Source organism: Octadecabacter sp. B2R22, from assembly GCF_018861045.1.
Classification (GTDB): Bacteria; Pseudomonadota; Alphaproteobacteria; order Rhodobacterales; family Rhodobacteraceae; genus Octadecabacter.
On the sequence record NZ_JAHKQJ010000007.1, the window covers coordinates 539,025 to 552,304 of the forward strand.

Consider the following 13,280-nt stretch of genomic DNA (forward strand, 5'->3'; position numbering starts at 1 on the left):
CATGGGTCGCATCAAAACAATTGCCCGCCGCACGTTCCTTATCGGATCTGCCGCAGTTCTGGGTGGGGTCGCCTTTGGCGCATATCTTTATAAGAAACCTGTCGCCAATCCGCTGCTGGAGGGTCTGGCCGAAGGTGATGCTGCGCTGACGGAATATGTTCGCATCACCGCTGATGGGGTGACGCTGATCACGCCTCGCGCGGACAAAGGGCAGGGCGTTTACCATGTGCAGGCCGCATTGATCGCAGAGGAACTCGATATCGATCTTGATCAGGTCACTGTCGATCCGGGTCCGCCATCGCCAGCCTACTACAACACCGCCCTCAGCGACGAAGCACCGGGATTCATGCCGACGGACGACGGGTTTGCAGCCAACGCGACCCGCACCGTGCTGGACGCAGCGATGAAAATCATGGGCGTGCAGATCACGGGTGGGTCAACCACTGTGTCTGACAGCTGGGATAAACTTCGGGTGGCCGGTGCCGTGGCACGCGAAACGCTCAAGGCCGCCGCTGCCCAAGAAACGGGCGTGGCCGTCGCCGATATGCAGACTGAACGCGGTGCGGTAATATTGCCCGATGGGCGCCAGTTGGCTTACACGGATTTGGCGGCGACTGCGGCGGGCCTTGATCCTGTGGACAACGTGACCCTTAAAGATCCTTCCCAGTGGCGCTACATTGGCAAAGACATGCAGCGCATTGATATTGTGTCAAAATCCACTGGAACGCAGGCCTATGGTATCGACATGGAACTTGATGGCATGGTCCATGCCACGGTCATCACCAACCCACGCAAGGGTGGCGCGATGCTATCTGCGGACACGTCTGACGCCGAAGACATGCGCGGCGTTTTGAAGGTTGTTGCGGTCCCGAATGGTATGGGCGTCATCGCGGACAACACATGGCGGGCGTTTCAGGCGGCGCAGGCGATTACATTTGAGTGGGGTCCTGCAGAGTATCCCGCAGAACAAGACGACCATTGGGCCGTGCTGGCCGAAAGTTTTACCAAGGACCACCAAGACAGCCAGTATCGCGATGATGGCGATGCCGACGCTTCATTGTCCTCGGGCGATGTGGTCGCGGCCGAATATCGCGCGCCGTACCTTGCCCATGCTCCGCTTGAACCGCTTAACGCGACCGTGCTGATAACCGATGAACGCGCCGACGTCTGGACAGGCACGCAAGTGCCACGATTTGCACAGGACGCTGTGGCGGACGTCACGGGATTGGACAAAGACGACGTCCATATTCACGTTCTGATGATGGGCGGGTCGTTCGGGCATCGCCTTGAGATTGATGTCATCACGCAGGCGGCACACCTTGGGATGGCGATGAAGAACACGCCGGTCAAACTGACCTATTCACGCGAAGAAGACATGACGCACGACTACACCCGCCAGATTGCGATGGCGCGGATGCAGGGCACGGTCAAAGACGGTCAGGTTGAAACTCTGGATCTTGGCATTGCAATGCCGTCGGTTGTCTCGAGTCAGATGGGACGCTTGGGGCTGTCCATGCCCGGACCGGATGCGATGATCACGGCAGGGGCGTGGGACCAACCCTTTGGCATTCCCAACTACCGTGTGACTGGATATCGCAGCGCTGATCTTGCGCCGATTAGTTCTTGGCGCTCTGTCGGGGCGTCCACCAACGGGTTCTTTCATGACAGCGCCTTGGACGAGCTAATCCACGAGGCAGGCGCCGATCCGATGGACGAACGCATTCGCCTTGCATGGGATGACAACAGCCGTGCCGTGCTGGAAGAGGTCGCGCAGATGTCGGGCTGGGATGGGCCGTCGATGGGGGCGAACAGGGGCAGGGGCGTTGCGTTTTGTATGTCCTTTGGCGTGCCCTGCGCAGAGGTGGTCGAGGTCACCAACACCGACCGAGGTATCCAGATTGATAAGGTCTTTGCTGTCGCCAATGTTGGCCGAGTGGTTGATCCCCAAAACTTTTCCCGTCTGATGAGCGGCGGTATCGTTTGGGCGCTCGGGCATGCGATCTCGGGTGAGATTACCCATTCGGACGGGATGACGGACCAGCTGAACTATGACGGGTTCGAAGCCATGCGGCTGTATCAAGCCCCTGAAATTACGGTAAAAGGTCTTGAGCTAGGCGATCACGTGCGTGGCATTGGTGAACCGCCTGTCCCACCTGCGGCCCCAGCCCTTGCAAACGCGATTTTTGCCGCAACAGGGCAGCGCATTCGTGAAATGCCGTTCAACAAGCATATCGATTTCGTCTAGATCAGCGCCTTTGCTTCGCGCAGGGTCAGAACCTTGCGCGCAGCAGCTGGCCGCAAATGCGGGCAGCGCCATTCGGGGAACAACGTCAGTATTTCATCTCGTGCAGCGTTGTCCAGCGCGCTTAGGGCTTCGGCACCGGGGAAGAAGCTTTCTGAAGGGATGCCTTCGGCGACAACGATTTCGTGGGCATCAAAGGCGATATGCACATAGGTAACAGTGCCGCCCTCGACCCGCCGGATTGATCCGTCGTTTGTCAGCGCTTTGGCAGGGGCGAGAACCTCGTCCTCACCGCAGTGCATTTGCACGCGCCAGCCATCCAGCATCATCCGGTGTTGCGGTGAGACGAGTAAGTCACGTGCGTTGTCCATCGCGCCTTTGCGGATCATGATCGGTGCCATTGCACCCCGAGCAGGAACGGTCGCGCGACCAACCCAAGCGATTGGTTGCAACCCGTTGTCCATCGTCCAAACCAGATCCCCAACTTGCAGGTCTTGGATCGGCAGCTTGCCGCGTTCAGTGATGATCAGCGTGCCAAGGGTAAAACAGGTGATCCGTTCGATCGATTTGAAATCAAAGCTTTCGCCAGTATCGTTTCCGTCCTCATCCTTAAAGAAGACGCTGCCATTCTTGGGGTCCGCATCGTATTCAACACGTGCAGGACCATCCAGTTCGAGCGTGTCAAAGCCACTCCCCCCGTTCACATCCGAAACGCTCGCCCCAGTGGAAACGCGGATACTGTCATTGCCGGACCCAAGATCGATGGTTCCGCCGACCGTGGCGCGTGCGCCAATCGTAACATCATCGCCACCATATCCGGTGTCCAGATCCCCGCTGATTTCTGCGCGGTCTTCCAGCACCACAGTGTCATCGTTATGGCCCGTCTGAACGTTGCCATGCACACGTGCCATGTCTTCCATCGCAAGGACGTCGTCACCGCTGCCAAGGTCGACATCACCTTCGATATCCGCCGTGCCGGTCAACTCGACCGTATCTTCGTCACGGTCGGTGTCGACATCGCCAAGGATTGCGCCGCTGGACGCAATCAACGTATCGGCCCCTTGACCCATTTCAACATTGCCGTCGATGGTCGTACCGCCGGTCAAGATTACGGTGTCATTGCCTGAATTTGTGTAAAGAGTGCCGTCCAACGTCTTGGCGGCAAGTTCGATGATATCCGCGTGCCACGTTGTTTCAATATCCTCGGCCGCGCTCAGGCTGCGGTCTGCGGCAAGAAACACATCGTCTTGGATCATGTCCACGTCGGTTGTGCGTTCAATGATCGTCGCGAAGGTGCTGCCTTGAATTTCTTCAAGTATTTCAGCACCCAATGCCGAGTCGAGCGTCCCAAAGGTTTCATCCGCAGCGCGGGTGCGAGTGAATTGATCGGCAATGATATGAGTGAACAACGGACCCATCTGCGTGCCATCAATCGCATCTTCGGCCAATCCGCCGGTCCACAATTCGACCTGATACACATTGTCATAGGCCTGCGCAAACCGCGCCTGAAGGTCCTCGTCGCTGGTGATGATAGAAAAATCCTGCGGGTCCAACGTATCAGGATCAATGTCGCCAATCAGGGCGGCGCGCACTTCGATGTAGCTTTCTAGCCCGTGATCCAAACTCCGTGCGAGGTTTAGGGCCGCCAGCGAGAAACCGGTGATGCCGTCCTCGGTGAACAGGAAGAAATTCAGGTCATCCACGATCTGCGCGTCGAGCTCTTGGGCGGTGGCATCCAACTGCCCACGGATCAGCGCATCAATGCCGCTTTCCTCGACGGGGGTGTGGTTAAAGAACGCTTCCATCAGGGCCAGCGACCCTTCATCCGTGCCGTCCTCGCCAAGGATATCAATCTGGGATGACACCAGCGTATGCCCGAACCGGAATGCCGCTGTTGAAAACTCCACCGACATTTCACCAACGACATCAGCATCATAGCCCGCGTAGTCGGTCATATCTTCACCGGCTTCAGTGCCGATCAAATGGGGCAGCCATTCGTTATAGGTGATCTGTTGCAGCTCGTATTCGACAATGGAACGTGCCGCATCATAAAGCTGGTCATCGTCCCAATCGGGGTTTTCGTCGGCCAGTCGATCCGCCCAATAATTGTGTTCGCGCACAAACATCGTGTGCATTGATAGCAAGTTCGGGTTTTCGTTGGCGCGGATGTCACCGGCCAGATAAACAGGGTCATCACCTTCGATGTCACCCGCCATGAAGCTATCCGGGTCAGCATCGGGCAACATCTCTGAGGCGGAAGTGGTGTCTTCCTGCATGCGCAGCTGACCGCCTTCAAAGCTGCGCAAATCTTCTGCGCGCGCCTCTGTTGATCCATAAATCTGTGAGCCATCAATTTGCCACGTCACAACATTGGTCGGGGCGATGGTTTCTCCGTCGCCAATTTCCTCGGCGACCTGAGATCGGTCAATGTCATGGGGCATACCAATGAGTTCGATGCTGCCCGCGTCGTGATCTTCGGGGGTCAGGACAAGGTCATGGTCCAAAAATTGGCCGAACGTCGTGAACAACGTGCTGAGGCCCGCGGAATTCGGCATGTCGCCATCTTGGTCAAATACCACCATGGAGACCGTGACGGGATCGGCGGCATCCGAGAACAGTTCGGACACGCCATCTTCATAGCGCGCGTCAACAAGACGTTCTTGTGCTTCGATATTCGCGAGAAAAGGACAGCTACTTGTCACCATGTCACCTTCGACTTACCCGCCTGAAGTTCTAGGAGGACAGTGAGGGAATGGCAATTATTTCCCGTTATATTCGGGGGGTTATGCACAAAGCCCGAACATTTCTGTTCGGGCTATTGGATTGTCTTCTAATTTGGAACAGTACGGGGTGGCTGTCTTAGCTGCCCCAAGCGCGAACTGGGCCGCAATCGACGTGCACAAAGTTGGAACCAGAGTAGCGGCCAACGCCACCGGCGCTACAGCTTGCAGCGGCACGCGCCATCTGCTGAACCGAACGGCCTTGCATACGCAAGTCAGATGCTTTGCCCTGAAGGTGCAGGGAGTTCCGTGCAACACCGGACGAGTTCGCACGCAGCATCGCGTTTGTCTGAGGCGAGCGGTAGCCGGAAATCAGCGTATAGGGCTGATCGTTGTCCAAAAGGTTTTGAGTGGCCGCGATAATGTCGATCGTACGGGTGTCGATCTGGTGCGTCTGGCCATTGCGCCAATCGCGGAAGAAGCGGTTCACTTCGGTCATGGATTCGCCGATGTACTGGCCTTCGATCCAATAAATCGTATCGATGCTTTCGCCTGTGCGGCCAGAGTACATCTTGAGGCGGCGAATATCGCCACCACCGCGCAGGAAGCCTGCTGCATTGGAATATGTTGGGGCGGCTGTGATAGCCGTCGCAGCGAATGCGCCTAGCAAACCACGCCGAGAGATGCTCGATGTCTTCAGTGTCATATCAGCGCTGTCCCGTCGCTTACCTGTAAGTCCGTGATTCCACGGATTTTTCTGCCATTTGATCCCAAGTGTGAGGGCTATATGCCACAAAACGATTCGCCGACCAAGCCCTTTTGGTGTCGCAGTCTCAATCAAGGGGGAAATCGGCGAAATTTTGCGCAGATTGTGTGCATTTCACCATTTGTTGCATTTGTGCCAATAAGAGGGTGGCGCCGAGGCGACAGCCTGAAAACCCTTTCAATTGCTAGCGCAAATGTGAATAGACTTATTAGGATCGCTGCCTGATTCACTAAACTTATAAATACTTACGATGCGTTGGCGCTGTGTGTTCGCGCTAAAATGTTCCGGGGGGGACCAAATGACTACGCTTAACTACCCAATTTTCCGCGTCTTGGCGCTATTGACTGCCGTGTTTGTCTTTCTAATGCCGCCACAAATGGCCGAAGCGCAGACGACTGCGTTCCGCCAAGCTGTTGCAGAGGGCGCTGCCCGTGACGAGGCTCTTGCTGATTTTTACCGCGCGCGCGACTTCGATGGCATCTGGACCGGAACGACCGGCCGTGACCGTACCCGCCGCAATGCTCTTTTGGCCGCATTCGCCGGGGCTGGGGATCATGGTTTGCCAGCAGCGCAATATGATCCAGACTCCTTGATGGCGCGCTTGCAAGCTGCAAACACGCCCGCCGAGAAAGGCGCCATGGAAGTCGAGATGTCGCGCCTTTTCTTATCTTACGCGCGCTCCCTTCAGACCGGTATTCTGACACCTCGTAACGTCGTTGCTGAAATTCGCCGCGAAGTGCCCCTGCGCTCACGGCTTGGATATCTGCAAGGGTTCGAGCAATCCAACCCCGCTGCTTATTTGTCCTCATTGGCCCCAAGCTCCCCAGAATATGCACGCTTGCTGCGTGAAAAGCTGCGCCTTGAGCGTCTGTTGGCTGTCGGCGGCTGGGGACCATCTGTGTCCGGTGGCGGACTTGAGCCAGGTGCATCCGGATCTAACGTGATCGCACTGCGAGATCGTTTGGTTGCGATGGGCTATATGGAGCGCTCTGCCACGCAGACCTATGACGCGACCGTACAAGCCGCCGTTCAGCGGTTTCAAACATCCCACGGGTTGACCGCGGATGGTGTTGCTGGGGCAGGGACGCTTCGTGAAGTGAACGTTCCTGTTGCCAACCGTTTGCAACAAGTCATCGTTGCGATGGAACGCGAACGCTGGATGAACCGCCCGCGTGGTCAGCGCCATGTCTGGGTTAACCTGACAGATTTCACCGCTGCGATTATGGACAATGACAGCGTCACATATCAGACGCGCTCCGTCATCGGCGCCTTGGGCAGTGATCGCGAGTCACCGGAATTTTCCGACGTGATGGAGTATATGGTCATCAACCCAAGTTGGTATGTTCCGCGTTCTATCATCGTGAATGAATATCTGCCGGCGCTGCAACGCAACCGTAACGCCGTTAGCCATATCGAGATTACGGACAGCCGTGGTCGTGCCATCAACCGCAGCTCTGTGAACTTCAGCCAGTTCAACGCAAGCACGTTCCCGTATTCCATGCGTCAGCCTCCGAGCCGCGGTAACGCCCTTGGTCTGGTGAAGTTCATTTTCCCGAACCAGTACAACATCTATCTGCACGACACGCCTGCAAAATCGCTGTTTAGCCGTGAAGTGCGTGCGTTCAGCCATGGCTGTATCCGACTGAATGACCCGTTTGATTTTGCCTACGCCCTTCTGGCGGCTCAAGAATCCGATCCAGAAGGGTTCTTTCAGTCTCAGTTGCGCACAGGTCGTGAAGCACGGGTGAACCTTGATGAGCCTGTACCGGTGCACCTCGTGTACCGCACAGCGTTCACGCACACGACGGGTCAGTTGAACTTCCGCCGTGACGTCTACAACCGTGACAGCCGCATCTGGAATGCTTTGGCGGGTGAAGGGGTGGCGGTCCGCTCGATTGGCGGGTAAATCTGTCCCCAAGGTTTAGGGGAACAGCATGCCACAGACATTACAAGAACTTGCTGCGTCGCTTGGGGCTGAAACCCTTGGCGACGCATCTATTTTGGTAGACCGGTTGGCCGAACCTCTCGAGGCACGGGCAGGGGATCTTGCACTGGCAGTGGCCCCGAAATTTGCCGACACCCTGAAAAACTCAGCAGCTCGCGCCGCCGTGGTCTGGCCGGGGGCGGACCTAAACGACCTTGGGCTTGATGGGGCGATCGTTGCGCCACGGGGGCGGCTTGCAATGGCGGGCCTGACGCAAGCCATGGATGATGATCCCGCATTTGCAGGGCTGCCTGGCATTCATGCATCCGCTGTGATTGACCCAAGCGCCCAGATCGCTGGCAGTGCCCAAATCGGCCCGTTTGTGGTGATTGAAGCCGATGTTCGGATCGGCCCCAATGCACGGATCGCATCGCATGTTTCGATTGGGCGAGAGACCGTAATTGGTGCGAATGCATCACTGCACGCAGGTGTCAGAATTGGCCCTCGGGTGCGGATCGGTGACGGGTTCATTGCACAAATGGGCGTCGCCATCGGTGGAGATGGGTTTTCATTCACCACAGATGGGCCAAGCAACGTAGAACGCGCCGTGCGGGCGCGTGGTGCACCGCTTGAACCGATCGACGGCACATGGCACCGCATCCATTCTCTTGGCAGCGTAGAGATCGGTGACAACGTAGAAGTCGGTGCGAATTCGACGGTTGATGCGGGCACCATCCGTGCGACGCGCGTGGGCAATGGCGTCAAGATCGACAACCTTGTTCAGGTTGGGCACAACGTTGTGCTTGGTGAGGATTGTTTGCTTTGTGCGCAGGCGGCGATTGCGGGGTCTTCGGTGCTCGGTGCGCGGGTGATCCTTGGCGGCAAATCTGGCGTTGCGGACAACCTGACCATTGGCCGCGATGTCGTTGCCGGCGGCGGTGCAATTGTTTTAGCTGACGTGCCGGATGGGGTTTTCGTATCCGGCCATCCCGCACAGCCGACCCATGAACACCGCGCCGCCCAAAAGGCCTTGCGACGGTTGAGTAAGCAATAACGGTTCCAAATTGGGCGGTTGCACATTAAATGGGTGCCAACACCAGAATGAAATGGACGACGTAACATGAGCATTGAATCCCAAGTTGTTGCGATTATTGCAGAACAAGCTTTGCTTGAGCCGTCAGACGTGTCCCGTGACAAGACGCTCGAAGATTTGGGCATTGATAGTCTTGGTCTCGTCGAAAGTATTTTTGCAATCGAAGAAGCCTTCGACATCACCATTCCGTTCAATGCCAATGACCCCAACGAAAGTGAATTCGACATCACAAACGTCGGCACGATCATCAGCGCCATTGAAACCCTGGTGAAGGATCAATCGTGAAACGGGTTGTCATTACGGGGTCTGGCACGATCAACGCGCTCGGCCATGACGTGCCATCAACCCTGAAGGCCATGGCCGAAGGGCATTGTGGGATTGGCCCGCTGGATATCCGCGATGTGGACCGTCTTGCGGTCAAGATTGGAGGGCAAGTCACCGGATATGATGAGCACAGTCATTTTAACCGTCAGCAGATCAGCCTTTATGATCGTTTTACGCAGTTCACTTTGTTGGCTGCCGAGCAAGCCATTCTGGAGGCCGGGCTGACGTTTTCGGGCGCTTTGGCGGATCGTTCTGGTGTCATTCTGGGCACGTCTGGCGGCGGGCTGAACACACAGGACGAAAACTACCGCGCCGTCTATGAAGAGGGCAAAAACCGTGTGCACCCGTTCATCGTACCCAAGCTGATGAACAACGCAGCCGCCAGCCATGTTTCGATGCAATACAACCTGCGCGGCCCGTCGTTTACGGTGGCCACGGCCTGTGCGTCCTCCAACCACGCTATGGGGCAGGCCTTTGCGATGATCCGCAGCGGGATGGCAGATGTGATGGTGACGGGTGGTTCTGAAAGCATGCTGTGTTTTGGCGGCGTAAAGGCTTGGGAAGGCCTGCGCGTGATGTCAAAAGATGCCTGTCGTCCGTTTTCCGCCACCCGCAACGGGATGGTGCAAGGCGAAGGCGCGGGTGTGTTTGTGTTCGAAGAACGCGATCACGCCATGAAACGGGGCGCCACCATCATCGCCGAGGTTGCAGGCTTTGCCATGTCATCGGACGCGTCCGATATCGTTACCCCAAGCAAACAAGGTGCCGCGCGTGCGATTGCGGGAGCTTTAAAGGATGCACAGCTGAACAAAGGGGACGTTGGCTATATCAACGCCCATGGCACGGGGACGGCTGCCAACGACAAGACCGAATGTGCCGCAGTGGCGGATGTGTTCGGGGCGCATGCGGACAATCTGATGATGTCATCCACCAAGTCGATGCATGGTCACTTGATCGGCGGAACGGGGGCTGTCGAACTTCTCGCGTGTATTATGGCCGTGCGTGATGGCGTTATTGCGCCCACCATCGGTTTTGAAGAACCGGACCCTGAATGCGCGATGGATGTTGTCCCCAACGAAGCCCGAAACGTCAAAGTGGACGCGGTGCTGTCGAATGCATTCGCCTTTGGTGGCTTGAACGCCGTGATCGCATTGAAATCAGCCTAAGAACGCAAAACGCCGCCCCCTTCAAGAGCGGCGTTTCAGTAGAATTGGCCCGTTTTATTGGGCAGAAACTGCGTTATACGCAGCTGTGAATCCAGCCAGAGACATTGTCACAGTTACCGTTTGATCCGGTGCTGCTGCTGGTGCCATGGTCATCGTTGCAGACGCGCCGCGGCGGAACAGGGCGATGTCTTGTTCTGTCAGGCCAAGGCGCGTGACACAGCCACCAACGTTACAGAAGTTGAACTGGAAGCGGCGTGCCGTGCCGCCGTCAACACGCATGGTCAACTGTTCGGTCAACAAAGTTTCCAGTGGCACAACGATTGTCGCACCGGCAACCGCTTGGCCGCTGTTTGGCAAAGACACAATCGCGACCTCAGCAACAGAGTTGCCGTCAGCGTCGTTTAGCAATTGATACATCTGACACGGGTCTTCGCCTTCTTCGACTTTCAGGCAGCGCAGGGCCCAGTCACCGTGCACCTCTTTGAGGTACTGCTGACCGACCTGTGGTTCTTGTGGTTCTGGCGCGATTGGATCGCCGTTCTCATCCACTTCTTCACCCATATTGAAAACGCTGTCCGGTTGTTCTTCTGTGGCAGCTTCTTCAGTCGCTTCTTGTGCCAAAGTTGGCTGTGCCAAAAGGCAGGCAAGAGCTGCGGCAGATAGGGCGTGAGAAAGGGACGTGTTCAAGAATGTCATAGATCTTTCCAATACAAGTAAGTGCAAGGGTGTTGGTACTTGCGCGGGGTTTAGCATGGGTTGAATAGGCTGTCAGCGCAAAAGACACCTTCGGCAATGGGACGCTTACGGAACACGGGACATTGACGAAAGTACTGTTCCAAAATAGAAAAAGGGCCCCCAGAGGCCCTTCTTCGTCTTCTCCCTATCGGACTTGGCCGACTTATTGCGCAGACGCTACGAAACCATTTGGCACCCGTCAACTCCATCATCTTCACGTTTTTGAGAAAAATGCCTTCGGATCTGTTTGATAATTAAGATTTAGGCCATTTCAGCGGCTTTCTTTGCCGCAAAGGCTGGACGAAAAAAACCGCGCCTCAGAGAAAATCTGGGGGCGCGGCAAGTCTGACAGGGAGGAAGTCACGGGCCAACACGAGGACTCATGCGGCCCGTACGAATATACTGGCCCATAAAGGTTAAGAATGTATTTTAGCTGGTGAATGAAACGACGGCTCCAGGTGGGTCGAGGCAGGGAACAAAAAATGAGCAACGGAATTTTCGTAGGTGGCGGCGGCGATGGATACGGCACAGCGCAGGAATTGCAGTATCAATACGCAAACCGCCACGGGTTGATCGCTGGGGCGACAGGTACCGGCAAAACAGTGACGTTGCAGATCCTTGCCGAAGGGTTCTCGGCTGCGGGCGTGCCTGTATTCCTGTCTGATGTAAAAGGCGACCTGTCCGGATTGGCAAAATCCGGCACAGCGGACATCAAGCTGCACGAACCCTTTATGAAACGCGCCGAGACGATCGGCCTTGATTTACAGTACGATGCTTTTCCGGTTACGTTCTGGGACTTGCTGGGCCAGCAGGGTCACCCGATCCGCACCACAGTTGCCGAAATGGGCCCGCTGTTGTTGTCTAGCCTGATGGGATTGAGCGAAGCGCAAGAAGGCGTGCTGAATGTCGCCTTCCGCGTCGCGGACGAAGACGGCCTGCCGCTGCTTGATCTGGAAGACCTGCAAGCCTTGCTCGTTTGGGTCGGTCAGAACGCCAAAGACCTGTCATTGCGGTACGGCAATGTGGCGTCGTCATCCGTGGGCGCGATCCAACGGCAATTGCTGGTTCTGGAAAACCAAGGTGGCGCAGAGCTGTTCGGTGAACCGGCGTTGGACCTCCATGACATGATGCACACCGAAGCCGACGGGCGCGGGCGCATCAATATTCTTGCCTCTGACAAGCTTATGGCGTCACCCAAGCTCTATGCGACGTTCCTGTTGTGGCTGCTGTCTGAACTGTTTGAAGAACTGCCAGAGGTCGGCAACCCAGACAAACCCAAGCTGGTCTTCTTCTTTGACGAAGCGCATTTGTTGTTTGACGACGCGCCCAAGGCACTGGTTGATAAGGTCGAACAGGTCGCGCGTTTGATCCGCTCCAAAGGCGTAGGCGTCTATTTCATTACGCAGAACCCAGCAGACGTTCCCGAAGACGTTCTGGGTCAGCTCGGCAACCGCGTGCAGCATGCGCTGCGCGCGTTCACTGCCAAGGACCAGAAAGAACTGAAACAGGCGGCCGACACGTATCGCCCGAACCCATTGTTCGACACCGCCGAAGCGATCCGCGAAGTCGGAACCGGCGAAGCCGTCACGTCTATGTTGATGGACAAAGGTGTGCCCGGCATTGTGGAACGCACCTTGATCCGTCCGCCATCTTCACAGCTTGGCCCGATCACCAAAGCAGAACGCGCCGAGGTCATGGCCGCATCTCCGATGTCGGGCAAATACGACGAACGTTTGGACCGCAATTCAGCCGCTGAAATGCTGGCAAAACGGGCAGGTGACGCGGCTAAAGCGGCCGAAGACGCCGAGGCCGCAGAAGAAAAACTAGAAGCCGAAGAACGCGAGCACAAACAAGGCCGTCGCTATACGGGCAGTGACGGAGAACGCTCGACCAGCCGCCGTTCGTCCTCCAAGGACAGCTGGGGCGGTGCGATTGCCACCGTCGTTGCCAAGGAACTTAAGGGCACCACAGGTCGACGCATTGTGCGCGGTATCTTAGGTGGTTTGTTTAAGGGCCGCTGATAGCGACGGGTCAGCCGCAGCACCCGCTTGTGCAGGTGCTGGCGGCTGGCTTTAGATCTTCGTCGATCAAGGGCAGGGCGCCTGTCAAAGCCAAAGGCGTGATGTGCAGCGCCTCGGCTAAGTTGGACAAAACCGGTTCGGGCACCGCGGCCCCCTTTGTTTCCAGCTTTGCAAGCTGACGTTCTGTCAGACCCGACAGTTTCGCCAATTTCGGGCGTCCGATTTTACGCGCCTTGCGTACAGATTTCAGTCGGTCAGCAAGGATTGTCTCAGAGGTCATTTCAATTTG

Annotated in this window: 10 protein-coding genes; 6 read left to right on the forward strand and 4 right to left on the reverse strand. The window is 56.6% G+C overall.

Features of this window, described 5'->3' with window-relative positions; all coding sequences use genetic code 11:
- Position 1 precedes the first annotated feature (1 nt).
- Complete coding sequence (locus KO486_RS08155) at positions 2–2,245, forward strand: molybdopterin cofactor-binding domain-containing protein (RefSeq protein WP_216036746.1); 2,244 nt, start codon at positions 2–4, stop codon at positions 2,243–2,245.
- Here the strand turns inward: KO486_RS08155 and KO486_RS08160 are convergent.
- Both KO486_RS08160 and KO486_RS08165 read right to left on the reverse strand, forming a co-directional pair.
- Positions 2,242–4,944: a peroxidase family protein gene (locus KO486_RS08160; protein ID WP_216036747.1), complete on the reverse strand. Its 2,703-nt coding sequence runs from the start codon at positions 4,942–4,944 to the stop codon at positions 2,242–2,244. The genes KO486_RS08155 and KO486_RS08160 overlap by 4 nt on opposite strands.
- 157 nt (positions 4,945–5,101) lie before the next feature.
- The gene (locus KO486_RS08165) at positions 5,102–5,668 is read right to left on the reverse strand and encodes a DUF882 domain-containing protein (protein WP_216036748.1); all 567 of its coding nucleotides are present in this window, start codon (positions 5,666–5,668) and stop codon (positions 5,102–5,104) included.
- A gap of 358 nt (positions 5,669–6,026) precedes the next feature.
- Between KO486_RS08165 and KO486_RS08170 the strand changes: the two genes are divergently transcribed.
- The 4 genes from KO486_RS08170 to KO486_RS08185 all read left to right on the forward strand — a co-directional run bounded on the left by KO486_RS08170 (position 6,027) and on the right by KO486_RS08185 (position 10,235).
- Complete coding sequence (locus tag KO486_RS08170) at positions 6,027–7,634, forward strand: L,D-transpeptidase family protein (protein ID WP_216036749.1); 1,608 nt, start codon at positions 6,027–6,029, stop codon at positions 7,632–7,634.
- 28 nt (positions 7,635–7,662) lie between these two features.
- The gene (locus tag KO486_RS08175) at positions 7,663–8,706 is read left to right on the forward strand and encodes a UDP-3-O-(3-hydroxymyristoyl)glucosamine N-acyltransferase (protein WP_216036750.1); all 1,044 of its coding nucleotides are present in this window, start codon (positions 7,663–7,665) and stop codon (positions 8,704–8,706) included.
- Positions 8,707–8,772: 66 nt separating this feature from the next.
- Positions 8,773–9,030, forward strand: coding sequence for a phosphopantetheine-binding protein (locus tag KO486_RS08180; protein WP_216036751.1), 258 nt, complete (start codon positions 8,773–8,775; stop codon positions 9,028–9,030).
- Entirely contained in the window at positions 9,027–10,235 is a 1,209-nt protein-coding gene (locus tag KO486_RS08185; protein ID WP_216036752.1) for a beta-ketoacyl-[acyl-carrier-protein] synthase family protein, read from the forward strand. The genes KO486_RS08180 and KO486_RS08185 overlap by 4 nt, the downstream gene beginning before the upstream one ends.
- 54 nt (positions 10,236–10,289) lie before the next feature.
- Here KO486_RS08185 and KO486_RS08190 read toward each other — a convergent pair whose 3' ends face one another.
- Positions 10,290–10,931: an invasion associated locus B family protein gene (locus KO486_RS08190; protein WP_216036753.1), complete on the reverse strand. Its 642-nt coding sequence runs from the start codon at positions 10,929–10,931 to the stop codon at positions 10,290–10,292.
- Positions 10,932–11,452: 521 nt separating this feature from the next.
- Between KO486_RS08190 and KO486_RS08195 the strand changes: the two genes are divergently transcribed.
- Complete coding sequence (locus tag KO486_RS08195; RefSeq protein WP_216036754.1) at positions 11,453–12,991, forward strand: helicase HerA-like domain-containing protein; 1,539 nt, start codon at positions 11,453–11,455, stop codon at positions 12,989–12,991.
- Positions 12,992–13,001: 10 nt separating this feature from the next.
- On the opposite strand, the gene KO486_RS08200 is transcribed toward KO486_RS08195, so the two are convergent.
- Positions 13,002–13,271, reverse strand: a complete 270-nt coding sequence (locus KO486_RS08200) for a helix-turn-helix transcriptional regulator (protein ID WP_216036755.1) — start codon at positions 13,269–13,271, stop codon at positions 13,002–13,004.
- Between the last annotated feature and the right edge of the window lie 9 nt (positions 13,272–13,280).